Below are 24227 nucleotides of genomic sequence, written 5' to 3'. Positions count from 1 at the left end.
TTTTACTAGTTTATTAAAAATTTATAATTAGTGAAGTCATCTCTTTAATTAACCATTGATATTGATCGATAAATAGGGGTCACCATATCATTTCGGGAGTCTGATAATCAAGCGGCTTAATTCAAAAAAATGAAACCCGTTAGGGTTTATTTCGTATGCAAATCTTTAAATTCCCTACACGTAGCCTTTAGAAAAAAGAAGCAACCTCTACTATGATCGTGTTGTATGAGCTTAGCTTGATAGCGATGTGGTGTTACCCCTTTAATTAATTGAAAAATGTGTAGTTATATAAAAACTACACATTAACTATCGTATTTGAATACCTGAATATATTTCTTATTTATTGTTACTTGTATTTTCTTTAATTTAGGTGTTTCAGACCAAATTCCCTTACGTGACATGAATACTACGAAGGAAAAATAAACTACATATCCAAAAGAAAAAATCATGAAATTTAAAAATTTTCCTCTAATATCATCCGGGAAAATATTCAAAAGAAATCTAAAAGGAACATTATTAGGGTTAAGTATTTCAGAGAAGAAATATAGCTATAAACCTATTGTAGCGATTACTTTTAATAATAAAACAACTTTATTCATCTCAATTTCCCATCTTTTCTCGCCTCTTTTTATTTAATAAGATATTTAGTTTCCTCTAATTTACCTACTAAATTCCCCTTTTTTCTCTTTCCTTCTTAGCACGTAACAGGGTACTTTCACTGATTACTTTCATTTCCGATACCTGTTTATAAGAATTATCTTTTAATAAGTTAAGTGCATGGTCTATCTGTTTCTTTGTATATTTTTTGGTCGTCCTTCTTAAAAATCTGGTTTCAGCCTAGTGTCAACTCCTTTCTCCCTTGAATAAGAGAAAGGATAGCAGCTCGACCGCCCTCACAATATACAATTACTTATTTAAGTTTACCATCTTTATCCCCTTATCATCTACTAATATAGAAGAGTACAGTAGGAAAGAACTAGTAAAACTAAATGAATATGTATTGTGTTATTTTTCCCCACTTTTTCTCATTAACCAATAGAAAGAAGATCGTGTTTTTGTTTTGGGGTGTTATAAAATGCTTAAGTTGATAGCCATGTGGCGCTACTCCATATTATAATCGATTCTTCATATTACGGCTTTTTGATGTTTCATATATAGATTTTAAAAACTCTGTAAGTGTTTTGTAACATTTACGAGAGACTTTTTTAACAGTTATGAGAGAGAAAAGAAAGATTTGTTATATATGATGAAATTAATCTTACTAGTAGGTGTTCTAATTGACCTAGGAACCAAGGAGGAAAAATAACAATGAAACAATTAAAGCCAGCAATTAGTGTATTAGGTAGTGTATCGATGGCACTGACTCTAGCATCTCCTGCTTTAGCAGATGTAAAACAACCGAATCCAGGAAGTACAGTTGAAATATTCAAAGAGAATGCAAATGCAAAAAAAGAAGATAAGAATTTCACGCTCGGATCTGATGGGGAGATAGGTTCGCTCATTACACAAAACATTGAAATGGCAAACAATGATTGGGACAAAGATGGTATTTCTAACGACTTAGAGATTAATGGATATAAAATTGAATTCAATTCACAAACTGGAAAAAATGAAGCGAAAGCATGGGATCCTGAGAAGGATAAAGGGAAACCAAAATTTATATCGAATCCTATGAATGCAAATACGGATGGTGATCCTTTTACTGATATGTATGAGGTTGAGAATTATAACAACGATTCTGATACTAATTTCAATCCGATAGTTGCCAACATGCCGAATTTGCAAATTGGTGTCAAACGAATTGAAGTAATTCCTATTGCAACCATTACGGATAATAATGGCGGATCAGTTAGCAGAGGATGGGAAAAAAGTGTATCTACACAACATTCATTTAATGTAGGTTTAAGTGGTTCAGGTGGTGTAGAAGGCTCAGCAGCCGGTCCTGTTCCTTCGGGAAGTGTTTCAGCAAATTTGGGATATGGATATTCAAAAACAACTACGGAAACGGAGAGTTATACAAATAATTTTGATTGGTCTACTGCAACAACTGTGGATACAGCGAACGCAGCAAAATTACGGGTACATTTGGAATATAAGAATGTAGGAACAGCATCCGCTGAAAATGTTTCGCCTCATTTTAATATTCGTTTAGGAAACAAAATTATTAATACTGTAAAGGCAACACAAGATCGTTATAAAGCAAACTATTTAAGTACAGAAAAAGGTGGACGTAATAAAACAGAAGTAGTTATTGACAGTTTAGAAGGGCAAGCAGATGCAAATATTGTCTTATCTTTGGATGAATTGAAAGCTGTTGAACAAGGGGAACTTCTTTCGATTGAAGTTTTACCTACAAGTACAATGGATTTATCTATCGAAAAAGGTGAAGAAATTATGCATTTGGGGGATTCAGGAAGATATGAGTCTAGAGTGAATGCAGCTACTGAACAATTAGAAACAGATATAGGAAATACACCAAAGTTTAGGGTATATACTCCTAAAGACAAATCCCTTGCTGATAAGCCAGTGTTATCCTATAACGAAGTTTTTCAACATGTAAATATAGATACGAAAAAAGTAAATCATATTGTAAACAAGGCTAAAAGTACTAATAACGTATCAGTGGTTTCAGCTAATAATGGAACTGATACATTAAACGATTTAAAAGCGGGACAGGGAGATCGCGGTTATTTACATAAAGACTCTGTACACGGTGCTTTTGCAAAACTACAGCAACCAACATTAGTAGAAGGTATTTATGATTCTGTGACTCAAAAGATTAGGGCAACAATTTTACCTGGTTTATTTGGAGTTAGTAAAGAGATTCCTACTACGTATAACAAGAAATGGAATGCTCCGTCACAAACAGTAACACTAGTTAAACGTGAGAATGGATTTACATATGAGTCTAGAGAAAATATACACCCTATTAAATCTGAAATTGCTGCGCACCGAAAAGTTACATTTGAAATCAATGACGCACACAATTTAACGCCTTTACAAAAGATTGATACTGAAATTAAAGCTAATAAAGAATTTGAAGATTATGTAGTAGATAATTCAGGTGAATTTGTTACAGAAGGAGTTCCTTATACTGTGGCCTCATATGGAAATACAGCTTATTGGGGAAGTCATCATGCCGGGAATAAATGGGAGTATCTTTGGTCTGAAAAATCTAGCGATGAAAAAGTGAATGTAATTATTGAAAGAGTAGGTCAACCTAAACCTGGAAAGCCAATTAAAAAGGATGAAGAGGTATTAATTAAATTTCAAAATCCTATTTATTCAGATTATGCATATTTAAAACTTCAAGATAGTTATATCCATTTAGATCAAAAACAGAACGCAAGTACTTTTAAATTTAATCATGCATATCCAAAGAATTTCACTGGACACCATAAGCAATGGAACATACTATCTAATGGTAACAAGTTAAAGGTAGGATATTTAATCGATTATATGAAATATGGTAATGGAGAGAATGGGACTGATACTATAGCATGGAATCTATCAAGAGTTCAGTAATAGGTAATAATTCTGTTGCTAAGTTTGGAAAGAGAAACGGAAATGAATTGAATCCGAAAAGTTAGATACAATAATTTAGGTTACTAATAAGGAATGAGTTCGATGTTGAATCGGACTCATTCCTTTTAATTTATATGATTTAGTAACTGCTATTTTAAATACTTATCTAGTCATATAAGTAATCAAATGTTAAGATTACTATCTATATTACATAATTTATTTTCCGAATTTTCATTTGTTTCGAGGCTGAAATGTGGAATTCTGATTTATTTATGTGATTAGTTTCTATATCTTTACCTATAAAGATATTTTTATTTGATAATAGAAAAAATAAATTTTGTGTTATTGGTGAAAAAGAAGTGAGGATAGTATATGAAGAAAAGAATTTTAATCGTAGAAGATGAAGAAAATATTCGAGAAGTATGCAAACGGTATTTAGAAAGAGAAGAATATGAAGTTTATACCGCTGTAAATGGTAAAGAAGGTTGGGATTTATTTCTTACACATCAACCAGATTTAATTATATTAGATTTGATGATGCCAAAAAAAGATGGATGGGAATTATGCGAGGAAATTCGTCAACAGTCAAATGTCCCTATTATTATGTTAACTGCTAAGGGAGAGGAAAGGGATCGAATTTTAGGCTTAACAATGGGGGCAGATGATTATTTAACCAAGCCATTTTCCCCTCGTGAATTAGTATTAAGGGTTCAAATTATACTAAGAAGAGGAAGCCATGTACCAATACAAGTGAAAGAATCCCTTTTGGAAGTGATAGAGTTTCCAGATTTAAAAATATATCCAAAGACAAGATATGTACTTGTTTGTGATAAGGAAGTGGAGTTAACGGTGAAAGAGTTTGAGGTACTTTATCTCATGGCAAAGCATCCAAAACAAGTATTTTCTCGCTCGCAGCTTCTTGAATTAATTTGGGATTTTGGACATGAAGGGGCATCAAACACAGTTACCGTATTAGTGAGTCGTTTACGTGAAAAGCTGGAGAAGCATACGATAAAGAATCGTTGGATTCATACGGTTTGGGGTATAGGATATCGCTTTGAGCCAAATGGAGGAAATGAAACATGAGATTACGTATTCAATTGTTACTCATGAATTTATTAAGTACCAGTATTATGGTAATTGCTATATGGTATAGTGAGACCAAAATGTTACTTGAACCGGAACAAACGCGGTTATTAACAGTAATTGCATTTGTGGCATTCATTATTTCAACGTTTATTTATTGGTTAATGACACGTCCTATCATGAGATCTATACAAAATTTAATAAAATTGACGAAACAATTTAGTGATAGACACTTTGAAACAATGTATATAATTGGGCAAGAACCACGTGAGTTTAAAGAATTAGCAACAGCCTTTCAACAGATGGCAAAAAAATTAGAAGAAGGGTTTACTAAGTTAGAGGAACAGGAAAACTCTCGTAAGGAGCTAATTACCAATATCTCACACGACTTACGAACACCTATGGCTAGCATGCAAATGATGATAGAAGCATTACAAGATAACCTGATTGAAGATCCTGAAATGAAAAAGCAATACTTAGCAACGGTTTTAAAAGAAATAGAAAGATTAAATGGATTAATTAACGACTTATTTGATCTTTCAAAGTTAGAGTTTGAGCAAGTAGATTTTCACCCAAGTTTCACACATTTAGATAAAATTCTATTAGATGTATTAGAGTCACATTCTGTCTTATTAGGAGACAAACAAATCCATGTGCAATTGGATGTCCCTGATACATTACCTCGACTTTTGATTATGCCTTGTAAAATAGAAAGGGTCATAGGTAATTTATTACATAATGCAATTCGATATTCTCCTATCTCTGGAACAATTGAATTGACTATAGTGGAAAATAAACCAACTCAACAGGTCCAATTCACTTTGCGGGATGAAGGAATGGGAATTTCTCCAAATGATCAATTACGTGTATTTGAACGTTTTTTTAGAACAGATCGATCAAGAAGTTCACAATCTGGAGGTTCCGGACTTGGATTAGCTATTGCAAAATCATTGATTGAAATGCACAAAGGGGAAATTGGTGTAAGGAATCGCGCAGATGGTAAGCAGGGAAGTGAATTTTGGTTCACTCTTCCCATCACATCAGTAAAAAGATAAGATGGCTGAAAGACTTTTGTAACATTTACGTTAGAAAAATGAAAGACCTTCTTGTTAACATACTACTACACAGTATGTTACAGGAGGTTTTTTACTTTATGAAAAGAAAATATGTATGGCTTATAGGTGGTTTGATAATTGTATTGGGGATTTTATGGTCATTGTTCCGACCAGAGAAATTATTTATTGATAAGCACGTAAATGAATCATTGCCACAAGCAGAGATACAATCAACTGAAGTAAAGCAGCAAAGTGATCGAGTAATAAGGGAAGGTAAGTTTCAAAACGGTGTCCATGAAACAGCCGGAACGGCAAAAATTCACCAATTAGCGGATGGAAAACGTGTTTTACGACTTTCTAATTTTGCAACATCTAATGGACCAGATGTACGAGTTGTATTAGTTCCTACAAATCGTTTGAAAAATAATGAAGACGTGAAAAACTATAAGTATATTGAATTAGGAAAATTAAAGGGAAATAAAGGAGACCAAAACTACGAAATTCCTGAAGGGATAGATGTAAATGAATATGGTTCGGTTTCTGTTTGGTGTAAAAGATTTAATGAAAACTTTGGTGCGGTTTATTTTAATAATTAAATATGAACTTAAAATATCCTCTTACAGGAGAAATTCATATGGGTTATGGTAGTAGCTACAGCGGACTTAGTTGCTAAGAAAGGCACTCATAAGAGTGTCTTTTTCATAATATTTCTCAATTTTGGTATATTTTAAAGCTATTGGACGTTTACGGAGAGATTTTATTCGTGCACAAAAAATTTTAAGAGTATGTCAGGAAATCTTTGATTTATAAAAAAATATATTTTAAATGTATTATATACAGAAGCCACTTGAGGGGAGGAGTGTTAAATTACAAAACGTATCATAATGTAAGGGGAAGATTTTAGTGAAAGTTTAATGATATGATGCTCACTACACTTTAATTAGCAAGGAAAGAACATGAAATTTCTGTCTCGTTTCTTCTTGATGAGGAAGTAATTGATGAATTTGAAACATGATGGAGGGACAGAAAGAATGCTAATTAGTATTTCATATAAATGACACTCTAGCCATTCTAATTTCACAGAATTACAGTGATGAATACGAAAAAATGATTTCCATGTTTTAAAGATAAATTCAATGAAATAACCCGCATAGCCATCAAGATGAAATAGTAGATATATAATAAAAAAGCATCCAGAGGGGTGCTTTTTCTATTGGAATAGAAATCCCCTTGTTGACTATATTTTAAATATAATTGAAAATTACGGTACTTGAAATTTTATAAAGTGGAGTGATATAAGATTACATTTAATAAAAGTAGGGGAGACTAGAATGTAAGAGTATGAGTCAAATGTATTTACTATTATAAAAATGGAGGGATGTCATGAACGTTGTTTTTAGAAAGTGGAAACTGTCTTTAAACGCGTTAAATGCTGCCAACACATATTTAGATTGCTTAGTACAAACTAAAACATATCTGCAGCTCATAATACTGCTATTATTTTGTATTGCCACAGTATACTTACCTTCCCCTGCATTTACGTTCAATTTTATAAATAATATAGATATCGTGTTACAATATGCGTTTAAAGCATTATGTTTTTCGCTTCCTATCTCATTGGTATTTTTATTTATAATGTGGGAACAAAGATTTTTATTTTCTAAAAAAATCACTTTCCATCAGCTAAAAATTTCTTTCTTCAGTGCTTTCATTATTTATTTTATAATGTTGCTGTTTTTGGCTGTACTTATATCGCTAACAACATTCACTGGGACATCTAACCCCATTGGGAATGACGGGAATATCAATATATTTTATAAAACTCCTGGAATTGCCATTCAATTAATTGGTGAGAATATCATGTTTGTATCTATATTATTCTTTTGGCACAAGATTACACGCTCCTTCGTAACAAGTCCCATTACTTCAATTACAACCTCTTTAATATTGTCTGGAAGCTCATTTGGGTTACTCCATCTTTCCACGTATAATTTTAACTGGATACAATGTTTAGCTATTATCGGCATACCAGCCATCACTCAAATGATTTTCTTTCTAATATTTAAAAATATTCATATGGGATACATACTTCACTTCAATTACAATTTAATCATTATACTTTTTAACTATATAGCTTCTATTTAAAATAATTTACCACTAAAAATAAAAGAAAAGGTACCCCTGCTGCAAGGTACCTTTTCTAAGGGGTATAACTCATTAGCTAAGCGGCCGTTGGTTAAGTATACCGCCTAGACTATTACATGAGTTATGTTTTTATTATACATTGATCATATCAAAAATATTATCATTAGTGAAATTAACTTTCATTTTTTTGAAATTTTAAAGCTACCACCATAATAATTCTCCTCAAGTTTCATAACAGCTACATATGATCCTGGCTTATATACTGATGTAATAGGTGTTACAAATCTACCATAATTATGCGCAGTACCAGAATCATAAATTGTTTTAGGAGTCTCAACAACATCACCATCAACTTAAGGAAATAAGTTACCCCCAAACATAATTAAATTAAATTCCAGGTCTATAAAAACAACAAAATTCCATTTAGAGGGTGCTTTAAAAGCTTAGCTTGATAGCAAAACATATACTTATATATAAGGGTTTTACCTAAAATAGTTCGCCAGTCATTACAGTCATAAACTCCTTAAAAAACTGTTCATAATTCATTTTTATTGCAATCCTATGTTTTGGACGATTACCGAATGTTTCTGGTTCAAAAGTAGACCTAAAATCTCCTATACTTTGTCCTCTTACAGTATCAAGTACATTAACTGTCACTGCTGATTGATGGTACGTAAAAATATCATCATGATTAATCGCAATTAAAGTAAGTGCATCATGAACCGGGCTACCTTGTATTCCAGGAACTTTTTTTTGATAAAATTGATAATAGTAATAGTCTAAAAGAGGCTTTAAAAATTTAGTTTTCCCTTTAGAGTGGATATAATTGACCATTTCCGGTGTCACAATAGCCGATTGTGTAACATTCAAAGGATAAATTGATAGATTCTTTGCGTATCTCATTACAATATTGGCTGATCCAGGATCGCCATAAAAATTAGCTTCAGCAATGGGAGTAACATTTCCTGGATATAGAAAAGCTCCTCCCATAATATAATAAGAATGTACATATTCCATCACATCACCATAAAGGAGAAATAAAGTTGCAAGTGAAGTTAGCCGCCCGGTATTCACGATAATAAGTTCATTTTTATGCTGCTTAATAAGTGTGAGAACCTCAAAAAAATTCTCAAATGTCTGTATCTCTAGTCCTGGATAAATGGGCCCTATCCCAAATTTACCGTGAACTTCCGGATAAAAAGTTTCAGCTTCTGAAGACATGGAATGCTCCGCCCCACCAAAAACTTTTACATATTCTTTACCCACACTTTTAAGTAAAAAGCGAACATTTCTAACAACTTCAGCTTTAGGTACGTTCCCATAGTCTGCAACAATTCCTATAACATCAATTTTATCTGTCAAATGCGCATATATGATAGCTATCGTATCGTCAATTCCGAAATCCCCAAAAAACAGTACTTTTTTCCCCATACAATATTGCTCCTTAATTTTACTAGTTTTCAAAACAGATTATAATTATGTATCGTAGGATAAGATTGTTCTCATGTTTATTTGTAGTACGGTATATGAATGAATTCATCAAGTTAACATACACTTTCGTTAATAATGAGCAAATTCCTTTTGTATGAAATGAAATAGTATAGAATTACTAACCTTAACAAGTTTTTTCTGATACCCTATACTCATTATGTGGTCCTCAAAATGATTAAAATACGTTATCTTTTTCTATGATTTTACAGAAAGAATAGCGTATTTTTTCATTATTGATACAATATAATTACCAATTAAAATTAGGAGAAAATAGAATACATATTTAGGCGGAAAAAGACCCGATTTATCTATAAATAAAAGTTGGATTGGAAAGATCCCCTATTCATTACCAAATGAAACTTACCCAATCGACCGCTATCAAGACAAAATGTATGCAACCATGATACTTAATTTAACTCAAATAACTTTTGTTCCAGAAGCAGTAAAAAATATGAAAGTTATGTCAGTATTTCTTTCTCCAAACTTTGCTAAAGACTTGTCCAACTTATCAGGAAATTTTTGTATTAGAGAATATGGTTCTTTAGAGGAACGAGTACCAAATGAGATGTCACTTACGTTTCCAAATCTAAAACCTTTTCCCTTAATACCTAGATTACTTTTTGGGAATATAGAAAAGCAAACAAAACAACACTTCAAAAAGTTCATTTTTTCATTTTGGAGTAATTCTAAATTCTTTAGTTGATGGATATAGATTATTAACTTAAAACAACATAATTTCAATTATCTAGAGACAACGGTCTTTCATTAATATAATAAATGGAAGGTTACTCAATTCCCTATTTTTGGATATGTAAAATTACATAAAAAAACATGTTTAAATAAGACGCGCTTTTATATATAACTAGAGGTAGAGAAGAAAAACTATTGTTTAGGGTTAATTTAATCAATATGTGTTGGTATTCCATTAAGAGAGAAATTAAGCAATTAGCCTTTGCTAATCGCTCTTTTATTAGAGCTATATAACTTTCGTGAATAAGATGAATATCCGCATAAGAATCTTTATATTTAGAAAGGGATAAAAAATGAAAAAAATCGTATCAACACTATGTATAGCTGGAGTGACTTTAACTATTTTAGGAGTATGTCCTCAAAGTAGTTATGCTCATCTCGATCAAATTGATTTAAATGAGAATGATCCTATTACTGCAAGATGGTCTGCAGAAGCTCCGTATCATTCTGATAAAAGTACACATTTATGGATTGCAAAACAAGCTATTGAAATTATGAAAACAGAATCTAATATTGAAGCAAATAAGCAGGCTGTGGACTTTTTAAATTATCCACAATATAAAGATTTATTTTCTAAAGGATTATATGATGCAGATTATAATGCAGAGTTTAACGATGGTGGTACAGGAATAGGTGGCGTTTTTAAAGGCGGATGGAAATCGCACTTTTATGATCCTGATACTAAAGAAAATTATAGAGGAGAAACAAATCCAACGGCTCTTACACAAGGTAAGAAATACTTTTATGCATCTGGAGAACATTTACGAAATAAGGACTATGAAAAAGCTTTCTATTACTTAGGAGTAGCTACCCACTACTTTACAGATGCTACTCAACCTATGCATGCAGCAAATTTTACTGCAATTGATACGAGAGCTATAAAATATCATAGCTACTTTGAAAATTATGTTACAACCATTCAAAAGCAATTTGCAGTCAATACTGGAGGGAACTATAATAATTCTCTATCCACACCTGAAGAATGGATTGATTATGCAGCTCGAGTAGCTAAACCTGAAATCCAAAATATTACTAATGATAAAACATTTAAGTATTATAATAGTGGTAAGGCACAATTGTGGCAAGAAATGGTTACCCCAGCTGTGCAGCGAAGCTTAGAAGAAGCTCAGCGCAATACAGCAGGCTTCTTAAATCTGTGGTTTAAAACTTTTACTGAAAATGTGAAAGCTCCAAGTATAGAGACTGCATTAATCTATGATATAGAAGGAAACGTCATAGAAGCAGGGAAAAATTATTATATCGTACCAAGTGAATCTCCTTATCAAGGTTTAACATTTGAATGGTATTTAGCAAATCGTTACGATTATGTCACACTTGCAAATAAAGAAAACAATGGTTTATCTGGTACACCTATGGAATTTGAATTCTACAAAGAAAATGATACAAAGCTACACCACGGGGAGAGTATATATCTTCGCATGAAGCACTCAAATTACGACCAATTCCAATATTTAAATTGGTCTAATTATTCTAGTTGGATTCACCTTGCTCAAAAATCTGATAGTTTAGCTGATTTTAAAATTAAAATTAACCTGGATAATCCTACAGAATATAATATTTTTACAGATGACTATCCATTAAATTATGAGAATATAAATGCAAAGAAAAATTGGATTGTACTAGGTGAAAAAAAACAAAAACCTAGCTCATGGAAGTTTATCCCTGTTAGATAACCTAAAAAGAAAAACACTCGTCCTTAATCAGAACGGGTGTTTTTCTTTTTAGAAATTATAACCCAGAAATTTAATGTTAAAATTTTATCGTTTTTCGACAGAAGACTCCTTCCTCAAAAATGAGAAGGTGTGAAATACCAATTTTAGGTGAACAAAAATTAGATCATATAAATGAATTAGTTTATTTTGTAATTGCTGAAAATAAGCAAGTATACAGTTCATATCAAATACAAAGCATGTTCCAATCGTATAACTTGCTTGTTTGAAAATTTATTTCATGATTTTACATTTGTAACCATCCACGTTTTTTGAGCTCTTTATACAAATTACTCACGTGGCACCCCATTTCCTTTGCAATATCTGGATAATTTACTCCTTGATTATATAAAATTATTGCTTGTTTGCACTTTTCATCCCATTTTTCTTCTATAGTTTTTACTTTTGTCAATCTCTTTCTAAATTCTTTTTTACCCAGCGTAATAAGTTTTTTTCCTATTTCGCATTGTTTAATACAATACTGTTCTACATCCGTTTGATATTTACAATTTTCGCAATATTTATCCTGCAAACGTATTATTCTTACTTTTTTCGCGACCGCTCTCATATCGTATTCACTCCGATTTGGTTTATATATATATTATAATTTTACGAGCTTAATCTTGCTATTTACGTTAATCTTATAATTAATTCAAGTAAAAGCTTTACCGGTGGTCTTATTCTCTGTCCTTTCTTAGCAAAATTTACTGTTGACACTTTAATTTCCTAAAGGGTAATTTTATTTAGAATTGTTAACTTGGAACTGATAAATATCCAAAAATGAATGCATTAATAATTCTGTATTCCTAGAAGAATGATAGTGGCCATCACTATCTCCAAAATAGAAGAAGTTACTAGTACTATAACTAAATAAAAGGAAAATAAATCCACAAAACAGGTTTTATTTGCTTTTGTAGACAGTCTAACAATAGGAGGTGTTTCGTCTGTTACAGGTTACCCACAAATCTGTAGCAAAGCTTTACTTAAATGCTTTTTCTTGAAAATCGTATTTAAAATGTACTCTATACGTAAATTGATCCATTTTTTGCATCCGTATTCTTTGTTTCGTGTATCTTTTGCCCTGTCTTTAATGCTTTATATTTTCAATGATAGTTTTTTCTTTTGATTTAATAATTTCTATCTGATATATATTACTGGTAACTTCCTAATATTTTTATGCTTATCTATATAATAAATAGAATTTTAAGAATTGAGACCAGCCAATTATATATATATTTTCTCAGCCATTGTGAATCCTTCATCCCTTGCCACGAATTTTTACAATGTTATTTTTTTTACTGTGTTTATTTCATTTTTTAGCGATAATTCTAATGAAAAAACAACAGATTGATTTACGAAATCAGTCTGTCCAAAATCAGAAAGAATTCATCCATTAATAATAGAATAACATGTAGAAGATCATATATCATAATTAATAAACTTTATTTTATTGAAAATTGAAATATTAAGCAATATTCCTATTGCTATTAAATTAACCATTAAAGAACTTCCACTAAAACTTACAAATGGAAATGGGGTACCCGTCCAAAGGAACAAGTATACGATTTTTACTCCTTACGATGGCAAATTGAACTTATCTTTAAAACATGGAAATCGTTTTTCGTATTCACCACTGTAATTCTGTAAAATTAGAACGACTAGAATGTCACTTATACGGACAATTAATAAGTATCCTTCTTTGTTCCTCCACCATGTTTCAAATGCGCCAATTACTCCTCATCAAGAAGAAACGAGAATTAAGTGAATATAAAGCAATTTATATCATCAAAGATTATTTTTCACTTATTTATCAATCTTTACAAAAAGACACTCAAGAATTAACAAAGATATTGTTTCGTCTGTTTAATCTCTTACAGAAAAACGGACGAAAAGCACATAGGTATGAGAAAAAAACAGTCTTTGATATCTTAGGTGTCGTATACAACTTTTCTATGTCTCACAATCATGTAGCGTAATCCAAAAAAATTGAAACCCGATAGGGTTTATTTGTTATGCAAATCTTTAAAGAACTTACACTAGATCTTTAGAAAAAAGAAAAAATCTCACGTGAAATTAAACTTATATAGTCTTAGCTTGACGGCGATGGGGTGGGATGCCTACTGGTAATGCATATATTTGGAAACTTATTACTTATGACTATATATAATAGTTAACTTACCTCTATATGGATATGCAATTTTACATATCCATATAGAGGAAGAAATAAGCGAAGAGTATTGAAAATTATACTAAAATATTTTTTTGAAAATAAAAATTCACCTAGTTAAATTAAATTAGGTACCTTTTTATCAGTATTATTAAATTATAATTATTTTAATTATAGTAGTGAAGTTGCATAGTAATTTTAGAAGTATAGTATTTTAATTTGTACACATATTAAATAATTAAGATAAAAAAATAAAAAAGGATAAAATTATACAAAAACCTACAAAATTTTACTATATACGCACTGAAAATTTGATGTTTTAATAAGGGCACAAGGTGTTAGTTACATTTTAAGACATATAAAATCAAGATCATCTTCGTATATGTCTTTTATGTAATGACTTAGGGAATAAGTTTATAGTAGGGCATTATGTACAAATGTTTACAATCTATATTTATATTCCTTAAGATTCATCTTTAAATTAATCTATATAGATTAATTGTTGTAATGTTGGATTTCAAATTAATTAAAATTTAGTCCAACTATTTTATCAAAAGACAACAATAAATGGGGGGATCACTATGAAAAAAGCGTTAGTCGCAGGATTATTAGTTACAGCAGTATCTACAAGTTGCTTCTCACCTGTAAATACTTTTGCAGAAAGTAATACAACTTATTTACAACCAAGCAGTATACTTGGACCAGCTATGGATAGGTTATCAAATTCGATTACGAAATTAGGATCACAGACGCCATTAATTCAAGGATATGGGCTAATCATATTACAGCAACCAGACCTTAATGTAAATACTATATATGGAATAACAACTGATCAAGGTACTGCAAGAAACCAAGTTCGAGACTGGTTGGATGTATATAATCCAAAATTATTCAAAGTAAATCAAGACATACAGAGTTTCGGAATAAGATTTACAAATTATTATAATACATTGGTTGAACTAGCTGGAAAAATGAATGAAGATCCGCAAGCAAAAGCATCATTTGTACGTATTTTTAATTTACTTCAAGGTGACGTGCAAACAATTCAGTATAATATAAAAATAAATTCAGAAGACTTAAATAATTTTAAAGACGATTTGGTTGAAGATAGTAATAAATTTTCTATTAAAGTTATCAGAGCGTTTGAATCTTATAAGAGTTCAAACGGAGACATTGAAAAATTAAGAACAGAAATGGGACAACTTAATGTAGGCATTCAAGAAGATTTTGAAAAACTTCTAGCTCTACCAAAAGAAAATCTAGACGGTTCTTTAAATATTACAAAGTCGGTTATTAATATTTTGAAAGATGGAGTTAAGGATAAAACTGTAGACGTGTCTAATTTAGAAGCGATTTATAACCAATATGGACAACTCAAAAATGATAAAGTAACAGAACTGAATAAAGCTATTGCTCAGAAGCAACAGCAACTAATTCAATTGGTACAAAATTTATCGAATATTGAAGTGCAAGCAACTCAAATGACACTTATTGAGCAGCAATTAAATAATTTTACAAGAACAGTTAAAAATCAAACTCAGAGTTTTGACAATCTAGTAAGTAGTTGGGACACCTTTAATAACATAATGATTCAAACGGGAACAAGTCTTAATGCTGATACGAAAATAGATTCCAATTCATTACAAGCACGATTAAAAGAGCTTAAACAGTTTACAGATGAATTGAAAAAACAAACAACGGAATATCAAGAGAGTGTTACAAAAATAAAAGTAACAGGATAAAATTTGTAGAATAAATAACAATAATTCCCAACAATATAATGTAAGGAGAGAAAAATGTGATGAAAAAACCTTATAAAGTAATGGCCTTATCTACATTAATAGCAACAATCGTAGCGGGTGGAATTATGTCATCATATGCCTCAGCAGAGGAACCAGCACCTATTCATGCAAATCAAGACCTTAAATACCCTAGTTATTACCTTGGACCAACAGGGCTTGATAATGCGATGAAGGACACTAAATCCAATATGTTGGTAATGGACCTGTATGCTTTAACTATACTTAAACAAGCAGATATTAATTTGGATGGTTTACCTTCAGTTGGCAATGATTTAAAAACAGACATTAAAGCCAACCAAAATATTACTAGAGAAAATGCAACATACTGGTTAAATAATTTGAAATCAGGAATAATTACGACGAATCAAAATATTATCAGTTATGATACAACATTCCAAAATTATTCTCGTTATTTATTACAATATAAAAATGATCCAGTCAAACTAACAGCTTTGCTTACAAAGTTGAATGGTGAAATTTCACAGAATAAAGGTCAAGTTACCAAATTAGTGGATGATTTGAAAAGCTTTCGCGGCAAATTAGAAAAAGATACACAAAATTTAAAAGGGAATGCTGAAAAAATCGTAAATATTTTAACTGGTGAAGAAGCTGGAATTCCACTGTTCCAGGAACAAATCAAAACAAATAAAGCAGTAATCGATGAGAATAACAAAATTTATATTGCATCGTCGGTTGCAACTGCTGCTGGTGCATATTTGGTTCTTACACCTTTTGCGCCCATTGGTGCACCTATATTAGGAGGTGGGATATACGGAGTAGTTTCATCTCAGCAGCAGATAATCAAGGCACAAGAAGAAATTATAAAGCTAACACAAGATATTTCAATGGCGGAACTACAGTCAGGTAGGTTAACGATAGTGCAAGGTGATATTAAAAATTTAACAGATACAATTGATAAAGCTATTGTTTCTCTTGAAAATATAAAGACTACGTGGGATGTAATGGGTACAAAATATGACGCATTGATTGATAAAGCTAAAAAGGTTGACCCAGAATTCCTTGCTATGGATATAACAGCAGATCTGGATACAGCGAAAGATCATTGGGAGCAGATTAGAAAGTATGCCGAAAATATTCAGAATAGCGAGATTAAATTTGTGGAAGAGAAAAAATAGTATTACTTCAAGAATTTAGTGAAGTAATGAAAAATATAATATACTGACTTTCCCTTTTGAAGAACACTTAATGTGAGTCTCCTGTTCAAGTTTGAGCAGGAGACTTCCTATATAGTTATGAAACTTAATAAAGATTATAGAATAAGAAAGTACGAGAAGCTCTATTTTAATATGTTTTTTTATTTGCAATAATCTTAATTCATTTGAAGTAAAGAATAGAAGCTTATGAATTTAATAAAATATGTGATGCATGTAAAAGAGTAGGTGAAAAAGTTGAATAAGAATTTATATAAGAAGATTATTTTGTCAACAATCATTACGGGAATGGCAGCGAATAATGTAATTCCACTTCATACTTTAGCAGCAGAACCAACTGTGTCCCAACAGCAAGAAAGTTTGAAGAACTATTCTCTTGGTCCTGGTGAATTTAAAGAAGTAATGGGAAAAATGGTGGCAAATATCCTTACAATGGATTCATATGCCAATACAATCAGTAATCAACAGCTGACAGATTTAAGTAAAATAAGTTCTATAAATGGTGATTTACAAGCAAACATGATTAAGCATCAACGGGATGCAATAGAGAATGCCGACTTTTGGTTCATGTATTTTAAAACTCGTATTATGTACACGCATCAGAATATTGTAAGTTATAATGATACGTTTCAAGCAAGTTATAAGCTTTTACTAACTGCTATAGAGCAAAAAGATAAAGAGAAATTAAAATATGAACTAGAAAATTTGTACAATAGTATTTTGTACAATAGCCAAAAATTAGATGTACTGTTAGAAAAATTGAAAAATTTCCAAGGTGAAATAGCAGAAAATACAAGAAATTTCAAAGAAGATTTCAATCAATTGGAGAATATTCTAGAAAGTACGAACGCTGGTATTCCGCTTCTACAACAACGAATTGAGAATTGTAATAATACAATTAAAGAAAACTATGATAAACGTGGTGGCTATATAGCTTTATCTGTATTTATGCCTCCGATTGGTATACCATTGATTGTCACTACTGACAAGAATATCGCATCTGCACAACAAGAAATAGAACAATTAAAGTCCAGAATTTCTGGAGCAGAGGCAGAAGTAGTTATTTTGACTGATGCCAAAAATAAAACGGAACACATGGCTGCAACAGTTGGTACAGCTGTTACTGCTCTTGAAAATATAAAGACTCAGTGGGGGACAGTGGAGAAAAAATATAAATCATTGATTGACAGTGTTGACAACATTAGCCTAGACTTGTTTGATGAGATTATAATAGCAGATATGAATACAGCGAAGGATAATTGGCAGGACCTTAAAAATTATACGGATAAATTATTTGAAGGTGCTAAGATTGCACAAAATAAATAGATTGTACAAATAAGAAAACCGCAAATAGGACCGGATTGCAACTGAATACGTGTAAAATAACAAAATTAAAATTAAATAATAAAAGCTTATCGTAAACTAAAAGAAGCATAAGATGGACAAAATGGTCAGCTTATGCTTCTTGTTACAGCAATATTCTCGTACCTCAACAGATTATTGACTCGTGCAACTTCAATATATTATTCATATAATTTGTTTGAGGATTTATTCCATGATTTTATAATTTTAAAGCTGCCATCTTAATAATAATGTCCCCCGAGTTTCATAACCGCTACATAAATTTAGTTAGTAACCAGAGTCTTCTGAAGTAAGATTATCTATCATTTTATAATCATATTTTTGCAATGGTTTTTCAGCAGGCCCTTCAAGTACTTCTCCTGTATACGAGAATCGCGAACCATGGCATGGGCAATCCCAAGAGTGTTCACCATTGTTCCATTCAACTTCGCATCCGATATGAGTACAAGTTGTATCTACAATATAAAGTTTCCCTTCTGCGTCTCTATAAGCTCCTTTTCTATGTCCATCAATGTCAACGACGGCTCCTTCATCGTTAGATAAATCACGAATACATTTTTGAGGAATCTCTAACTTTCCTTTAATTAAGTGTCCAACAACATTGGCATTTTCGACTAAGAAATTCTTTAAACTAGGATTCATGTGGAAACGAGAGGGAGTATATAATTCCCGATACTTGGTCTTTTCTTTTAATATGATGTTTCGAAATAAAAGCGCCGCTGCGGTTCCGTTTGTCATACCCCATTTTCTGTATCCAGTAGCAATTAATATATTTTTTTGATCGGAGGTAATTTCACCGAAATAAGGAATCTTGTCTAGTGTAATTAAATCTTGTGCTGACCAACGATATGGGATATTTTCAAGGCCAAAAACTTGTTGCCCGAATATTTCTAGTGCTTCATAATGTTTTAGTGTTTCTCCGCCTTGTCCCGTTTTATGACTTTCTCCAGAGATAAGAATAAATTTTTCTCCATTAATTGTTGTAGAACGGAGGGAGCGGGTTGGTTCATCTACACTAATATACATACCACCTGGATAATCTGTTTTTGTCTTAGCGGCAATTATCTAGGATCGGTCTGCATGCATTCTTGTAGAGTAAAGTCCTGCGCCTTCATAAAAAGGGAAATGAGAACAAGAGAGAATATACTTGCCTGCAATTTGAGCTCCTCCACGGGTAAAAACTACAGGTTGTTCACCTGTTTTTATATTTACTGCTGTGGTATTTTCAAAGATGTATCCACCTTTTTCTGTAATTATATTTGAAAGATGAGCTAAATACTTAAGGGGATGGAATTGTGCTTGATTTCTCATAACAAGTGCATTATGTATTTTTAAATCAATAGGAAGTTTGTTTACAAGTTCGCCTTCAATACGAAGCTCTTTATAAGCTTCTGCTTCTTTTTCTAACTTAAATGCATATTCTTCTGTTGTGGCATACAAATAAGCATCTTGTTGAGTAAAATCGCAATCAATGTGATGTTTATTAATTGTGGCTTGAATGAATTTTAAAGCATCTATGTTTGCTTCATAATACAATCTTGAGGTAGTTTTTCCAGTATATCTGATAAGCTCGTCATAAATCATGTCATGTTGAGCCGTAATTTTAGCTGTCGTATGTCCAGTCGTTCCATTTAATAACTTGTCTGCCTCTATAACAGCGACATGCATGTCATTTTCTAAGGAAGGGTAGTCTGGTAAATGAATACTGCTCGTCCAATAAGATTCGGCATTATGGGGTAATATTCCACTGTAATTCTCATTATTCGTCACTATAAATCCTCCATCCAATGTTTTATAGTTTTATTATTTCCACTTATTGGAGAGGTAAACTTTGAGCTTAGAAAACAGCAAATTGTGGCTGTATGTATGTTCAATTTAGACGTAATTTTATTAAAGAATGACTTTTTTCATTTTGGGGAAGAATATGATTTTTAACTTGATGGCGATGGGTTGTTACCCCATCGCCATCAAGCTAAGATTTTACACTATCTATAAAACAAAAAATACGTTATTCTTTCCTGTAATCCTGCAGAAAGAGTAGCGTATTTTTTCATTTTAAGAGGAATTTTATTTTCTTAGCTTGATAGAGATGTGGTGCTACTCCATTAGTAAAACAAAGAATTTAATTAGCTCACTAAAAAAGTGACTTTAAGTAAGAGGTATATATACGGAATACCATCAGCATTTCTCTCATTTTCTACTTTAATTTATGGAATGAAGTATTTGACGTAAATAACTTCTTCTAATAATAAGGTAGTACATTATTTGTACACTAATAAAGCTCGTGAATATGAGAATAGAATTTCCTGTAATAGGTAAGTCTATGTGCCTGCTCTGCGCTAAAGCCCTTATTGCCAAGAAGGCCATGCTACTGTGAAGAACTGAAATCACGATAGGTATAAAAAATAATATGCTAATTTGTTGGGTTACAATTTTTTTTAACTCTCTTTTAGTTAACCCTAATTTAGAAAGCATTTGAAATTGGCTTTTATCTCGTTCTAAATCTGTGAATAAACGGAAGTATAAGAAACTAATTGCAAAAATAAAAAATACAACTCCTACTAGTACACTAAGAATAGACAGTATCGCATTCACTTGTTTGCCTTCTAACCATTTTAACACCGGGCAATCAAATATAAAAGGCGGACGTCCGCTCCTATAATCATTTGAAATTATCTTCGCAAGTTGTTTAGCCACATCTCCTGTTTCATACATATTTTTAATTAAAAAACGATAGTCTATATGCGAACCGGTCTTTACTTCTGCTAATTGCTGTGTATTTATTATTGTTTCGTACATTGAATCCGAAACGACGACAGAAAAGTGAGCAGATGGGCTGATAATATTATTTATTAATATTTTGTTCCTCGAAAGATTAAAATGTTTATTATCCTGTTCTAGTGTAAGTGATGAAGACATTTTCTTTAATTCCTCTTGAGAAGCCGCTCTCAGATACATTTTTGATGGAAGGATTAGACTGTCCGTTTCCTTTTTTAACGTTTCTACCGGGTATCCTAGTGTTTTGGCAGTTGTGTTGTAATCAGTCAGTTTCATTATTGATATTCCTCCGTCTGTATAAAAACCAGTAGAGGATACTAATTTATATGAGAATCCAGCATTATGTAATTGTTTCTCTATTTGAGAAATATGAGATGCCTCCTCGTTGTTGCCTTTAAATGATTTATATTCGAATGCATAAGAGCTGTTAACTGCCGCTAATGCGCCATTTCCAATAGAAAGACAAGCACCGATAGAGGTAAAGGCAACTGCGGAAAGTATACTTACTAGAAAGAGTGTTCTTGCGTTATCTGTCATTCGATATGTTAACTCTGAAATCATTAACATATTGGTTTTTTTAAAGAACGTGTATTGACGATTTTTCAATATTGTAATGACATAAAAGCTGAGCTGAGTAAATAAAAAGTATGTTCCTAATACGCTTAAGAAAACACATATTAACAGAACGTATATTTCATTTCCTTTTCTTAATGCTGTATCTAAATAAAATGCCGAGATATATCCAATGCTAATACAAAGAATTGAGAAGAAAGCTAGCCATTTAGATGACTTTGGTTCTGCTTTTGGTTTTTCTTCGGATTTCATAAGTTCAATTAGCTGTGATACTTTCATTACCCGTACAGTGAAAAAAGAGACAAGTATAAATAAAATAAAAAACATAAGAGATGTCACTAAAATTGCCTTAGTAGGAAAATGAAATGGAAGCCCACCTTTTAACAGGAAAAGGGAACCACTTATCAGTAAGATTAATTTTCCAAAAACTAATCCAAGTCCAATCCCAACAATAATTGCAGAACATCCAATTAACATATTTTCCATGAAAATTAGCTTTTTTAATTGTGCATTAGACATGCCATGGAGTAATAAAATCCCAAATTCCTTTTTCCTTGTTTTTAAAAACATAGTAATAGAATAGAGAATGAAAAAGAAGGAGAAAAATATGATTAGATATTGAGCAATTTTAAATCCTTTTGTACTTAAAGAACTCATGGTCTCACTGGTCGATACAAGATTTCCAGTGAAATTAGGATGAAATGCAAGCAATTCAAAAGTAAATAGAATCATCACGGCAAATGTACTACTCAAAAAATGTCCAAGGTATAATCGTTTATTACGAGTGACATTATTATATACAAGCTGACGAAAATTCATGTTAATTACCTCCTAGTAAAGAGAGTACATCTGTAATATCTTTGTGAAATTTTGAACGATTGTCATCGCAATAAATTTCATTATAAAAAGATCCATCTGTAATGAAGATTATTCGATCACAGTAACTCGCGGCTACGGGATCATGTGTCACTAGCATCATAGTTACTTGTTGATCTTGATTTAATTTCTTTAGGAGTTCCATCACATCATTTGCCGCTTTTGAATCTAAATTTCCTGTTGGTTCATCTGCTAATATTAATTGAGGAGAATGAATAAGGGCACGAGCAATGGCGGTTCGTTGAGCTTGTCCTCCTGAAATTTCATAGGTTCTTTTATTTAAAATCTGTTCAATCCCCAGTTTTTTAGAAATAACTTCTACTTTGTTGTTCATTTCATTCAAACTTACATTATCTAATGTAAGTGGTAAAACAATATTCTCTTTTACAGTTAGAGTATTCATGAGGTTAAAAGATTGAAAGACAAACCCTAGTTCACGGCGTCTAAATAATGCTAAATCATTAGAAGATAAACAATGGGGATTTTTTTCGTTAATAAATACTTCTCCTGATGTTGGTACATCAACAGTAGAAATCATATTCAGTAAAGTTGATTTGCCACTTCCTGATGCTCCCATAATTCCTACAAATTCTCCTTTTTGTATTGTCAAATTAATATCGGAAAGAGCTTTATAAGATACTTTTCCTGTATTATAAATTTTACTTAAGTTACGGACTGTTAATATACTCATAGTTATTATCTCCTGTTCGTTTATTGGCTATATATAATTTAATCTAAAGTATTATAGTCCTCATATTGAATTGTCTTACATTTACCTTACAAACATGTAAGAATTCTATCTTTTAAGAAAATTGTTTCAGAGGAGGTGGAAGATCTAACTCAACATATTTACAGTGTATAACGCCTATTAAATTAAAGGAAGGAACCTATCATATTTCCTAATAGGTTCCTTTTTTTAATACAAAAATTTCAAATATATAGAGTCATGCTTCGAATCGTTTGCGTTTTCATAAAGATCTTATCAAGTTAAATTTCTTGTTTTATTTTAGCTTGATATTGATAAGATACTAACATCCAATTTTTTATTATTCAAATTAGAATAAAAATCTACTGTCGTTTAATAGGCAATGCATAATAGCCAAAAGCTAAATCCAGCAAGGAACTTGCTTCTTGACGCAGTAACACATCTTTCGGACGGAACATAAAAGATCCGTCAGCATTGATGGAAGTATCAGGGTCTAGAATTCCTTGGGAGGCAAGTGCTTGAATAGATTGGACTGCCCAATCATCTGCGGCATCAAGTAATTTAACTTTACTAGCTTTATCATTTTGAATCATTTTCAAGTCTTGAATTTGCTTTACGTTTTGAATCATAGTTGCTGCGACCTGTCGGGTAATCGGAGTAGCACGATTATACTCTGGAATTCCATTCATCATTTTTTCCCTTGCCTCCTTGGATTCGTCTGGAAAACCGTTCCATCCGTGAGCAAGTAACAGCGTATCCGCAAATTCTCCTTGTGTCATGGTGTCCATCGGATTAAATAGATTATCTGTTTTAGCACTCATAATATTTAGAGCATGAAGATTATCAATGTGACTTTTATATTTACTTTTTGGTGACACGTCATCAAAAGGTAGTTTGTTGTTAATTTTCTGAGCATCTGCTACAAAATCAAGGCTTTTAGGAGAGGTGTAGTGAAAATATGTGATTTCTCCTGCTGAATTCTTTTTGAAAGCAACTTTGTTGCCTTCCG

Annotated in this window: 14 protein-coding genes and 7 pseudogenes; 12 read left to right on the top strand and 9 right to left on the bottom strand. The window is 31.7% G+C overall.

The window, feature by feature from the left end:
* Positions 1-1308: 1308 nt before the first annotated feature.
* From V7S50_RS33265 to V7S50_RS33250, 4 genes are all read left to right on the top strand, one after another.
* Positions 1309-3525, top strand: a complete 2217-nt coding sequence (locus V7S50_RS33265) for a binary toxin-like calcium binding domain-containing protein (RefSeq protein ID WP_336376822.1) — start codon at positions 1309-1311, stop codon at positions 3523-3525.
* Between the two features lie 372 nt (positions 3526-3897).
* Positions 3898-4611, top strand: coding sequence for a response regulator transcription factor (locus tag V7S50_RS33260; RefSeq protein WP_078994723.1), 714 nt, complete (start codon positions 3898-3900; stop codon positions 4609-4611).
* Positions 4608-5666, top strand: coding sequence for a sensor histidine kinase (locus V7S50_RS33255; RefSeq protein WP_336376823.1), 1059 nt, complete (start codon positions 4608-4610; stop codon positions 5664-5666). Before V7S50_RS33260 ends, V7S50_RS33255 begins: the two co-directional genes overlap by 4 nt.
* A 98-nt stretch (positions 5667-5764) precedes the next feature.
* On the top strand, positions 5765-6262 hold the full coding sequence (locus V7S50_RS33250) for a DM13 domain-containing protein (protein ID WP_242255989.1): 498 nt from the start codon (positions 5765-5767) through the stop codon (positions 6260-6262).
* Between the two features lie 371 nt (positions 6263-6633).
* Here the strand turns inward: V7S50_RS33250 and V7S50_RS34230 are convergent.
* Positions 6634-6804 (bottom strand): annotated as a pseudogene (locus V7S50_RS34230) (IS4 family transposase); the annotation flags it as partial.
* 245 nt (positions 6805-7049) lie between these two features.
* Between V7S50_RS34230 and V7S50_RS33245 the strand changes: the two are divergent.
* The gene (locus tag V7S50_RS33245; RefSeq protein WP_336376824.1) at positions 7050-7811 is read left to right on the top strand and encodes a hypothetical protein; all 762 of its coding nucleotides are present in this window, start codon (positions 7050-7052) and stop codon (positions 7809-7811) included.
* Between the two features lie 179 nt (positions 7812-7990).
* On the opposite strand, the pseudogene V7S50_RS33240 reads toward V7S50_RS33245, so the two are convergent.
* A pseudogene (locus V7S50_RS33240) lies at positions 7991-8137 on the bottom strand (DUF5065 family protein); the annotation flags it as partial.
* A 160-nt stretch (positions 8138-8297) separates the two neighbouring features.
* The gene (locus V7S50_RS33235) at positions 8298-9242 is read right to left on the bottom strand and encodes a nucleoside hydrolase (protein WP_336376825.1); all 945 of its coding nucleotides are present in this window, start codon (positions 9240-9242) and stop codon (positions 8298-8300) included.
* A gap of 370 nt (positions 9243-9612) precedes the next feature.
* Between V7S50_RS33235 and V7S50_RS33230 the strand changes: the two are divergent.
* Positions 9613-9921: pseudogene (locus V7S50_RS33230) on the top strand (DUF1963 domain-containing protein); the annotation flags it as partial.
* Positions 9922-10345: 424 nt separating this feature from the next.
* Positions 10346-11746 carry a zinc dependent phospholipase C family protein gene (locus V7S50_RS33225; protein ID WP_336376925.1) on the top strand — a complete coding sequence of 467 codons (1401 nt, stop codon included), beginning with the start codon at positions 10346-10348 and terminating at the stop codon, positions 11744-11746.
* A 283-nt stretch (positions 11747-12029) separates the two neighbouring features.
* Here V7S50_RS33225 and V7S50_RS33220 read toward each other — a convergent pair whose 3' ends face one another.
* Positions 12030-12350 carry a helix-turn-helix domain-containing protein gene (locus V7S50_RS33220; protein ID WP_336376833.1) on the bottom strand — a complete coding sequence of 107 codons (321 nt, stop codon included), beginning with the start codon at positions 12348-12350 and terminating at the stop codon, positions 12030-12032.
* 309 nt (positions 12351-12659) lie between these two features.
* Here V7S50_RS33220 and V7S50_RS33215 point away from each other — a divergent pair.
* Positions 12660-12884 (top strand): annotated as a pseudogene (locus V7S50_RS33215) (ISNCY family transposase); the annotation flags it as partial.
* Between the two features lie 317 nt (positions 12885-13201).
* On the opposite strand, the pseudogene V7S50_RS33210 reads toward V7S50_RS33215, so the two are convergent.
* Positions 13202-13348: pseudogene (locus V7S50_RS33210) on the bottom strand (FtsW/RodA/SpoVE family cell cycle protein); the annotation flags it as partial.
* On the opposite strand from V7S50_RS33210, the pseudogene V7S50_RS33205 reads away from it, so the two are divergent.
* The 4 genes and pseudogenes from V7S50_RS33205 to nheC form a co-directional block, all read left to right on the top strand.
* A pseudogene (locus V7S50_RS33205) lies at positions 13328-13758 on the top strand (transposase); the annotation flags it as partial. The pseudogenes V7S50_RS33210 and V7S50_RS33205 sit on opposite strands and share 21 nt — an antisense overlap.
* Positions 13759-14530: 772 nt before the next feature.
* Positions 14531-15691: a non-hemolytic enterotoxin subunit A gene (nheA, locus tag V7S50_RS33200; RefSeq protein WP_098215484.1), complete on the top strand. Its 1161-nt coding sequence runs from the start codon at positions 14531-14533 to the stop codon at positions 15689-15691.
* Between the two features lie 59 nt (positions 15692-15750).
* The gene (gene nheB, locus V7S50_RS33195) at positions 15751-16887 is read left to right on the top strand and encodes a non-hemolytic enterotoxin subunit B (RefSeq protein ID WP_336376832.1); all 1137 of its coding nucleotides are present in this window, start codon (positions 15751-15753) and stop codon (positions 16885-16887) included.
* 273 nt (positions 16888-17160) lie between these two features.
* Positions 17161-18249 carry a non-hemolytic enterotoxin subunit C gene (gene nheC, locus V7S50_RS33190; RefSeq protein WP_336376831.1) on the top strand — a complete coding sequence of 363 codons (1089 nt, stop codon included), beginning with the start codon at positions 17161-17163 and terminating at the stop codon, positions 18247-18249.
* Between the two features lie 303 nt (positions 18250-18552).
* Here the strand turns inward: nheC and V7S50_RS33185 are convergent.
* The 4 genes and pseudogenes from V7S50_RS33185 to V7S50_RS33170 all read right to left on the bottom strand — a co-directional run.
* A pseudogene (locus V7S50_RS33185) lies at positions 18553-20055 on the bottom strand (FAD-dependent oxidoreductase).
* A 432-nt stretch (positions 20056-20487) separates the two neighbouring features.
* Entirely contained in the window at positions 20488-22455 is a 1968-nt protein-coding gene (locus V7S50_RS33180) for an ABC transporter permease (RefSeq protein ID WP_336376830.1), read from the bottom strand.
* Position 22456: 1 nt separating this feature from the next.
* The gene (locus tag V7S50_RS33175; protein ID WP_336376829.1) at positions 22457-23203 is read right to left on the bottom strand and encodes an ABC transporter ATP-binding protein; all 747 of its coding nucleotides are present in this window, start codon (positions 23201-23203) and stop codon (positions 22457-22459) included.
* Between the two features lie 377 nt (positions 23204-23580).
* Positions 23581-24227: S-layer homology domain-containing protein (locus V7S50_RS33170; protein WP_336376828.1), on the bottom strand; the 647-nt coding region annotated here is incomplete at its 5' end.

It is taken from the genome of Bacillus sp. CCNWLW194, from assembly GCF_037120585.1.
GTDB lineage: Bacteria > Bacillota > Bacilli > Bacillales > Bacillaceae_G > Bacillus_A > Bacillus_A basilensis.
The sequence above is the reverse complement of the archived record's forward strand: the minus strand, read 5'-3'. Positions and strand labels throughout refer to the sequence as shown.

Coding starts and splice junctions, on each gene's coding strand:
- V7S50_RS33265 (WP_336376822.1), top strand. CDS start 1,309: ATGAAACAATTAAAGCCAGCAATTAGTGTATTAGGTAGTGTATCGATG.
- V7S50_RS33260 (WP_078994723.1), top strand. CDS start 3,898: ATGAAGAAAAGAATTTTAATCGTAGAAGATGAAGAAAATATTCGAGAA.
- V7S50_RS33255 (WP_336376823.1), top strand. CDS start 4,608: ATGAGATTACGTATTCAATTGTTACTCATGAATTTATTAAGTACCAGT.
- V7S50_RS33250 (WP_242255989.1), top strand. CDS start 5,765: ATGAAAAGAAAATATGTATGGCTTATAGGTGGTTTGATAATTGTATTG.
- V7S50_RS33245 (WP_336376824.1), top strand. CDS start 7,050: ATGAACGTTGTTTTTAGAAAGTGGAAACTGTCTTTAAACGCGTTAAAT.
- V7S50_RS33235 (WP_336376825.1), bottom strand. CDS start 9,242: ATGGGGAAAAAAGTACTGTTTTTTGGGGATTTCGGAATTGACGATACG.
- V7S50_RS33225 (WP_336376925.1), top strand. CDS start 10,346: ATGAAAAAAATCGTATCAACACTATGTATAGCTGGAGTGACTTTAACT.
- V7S50_RS33220 (WP_336376833.1), bottom strand. CDS start 12,350: ATGAGAGCGGTCGCGAAAAAAGTAAGAATAATACGTTTGCAGGATAAA.
- nheA (WP_098215484.1), top strand. CDS start 14,531: ATGAAAAAAGCGTTAGTCGCAGGATTATTAGTTACAGCAGTATCTACA.
- nheB (WP_336376832.1), top strand. CDS start 15,751: ATGAAAAAACCTTATAAAGTAATGGCCTTATCTACATTAATAGCAACA.
- V7S50_RS33180 (WP_336376830.1), bottom strand. CDS start 22,455: ATGAATTTTCGTCAGCTTGTATATAATAATGTCACTCGTAATAAACGA.
- V7S50_RS33175 (WP_336376829.1), bottom strand. CDS start 23,203: ATGAGTATATTAACAGTCCGTAACTTAAGTAAAATTTATAATACAGGA.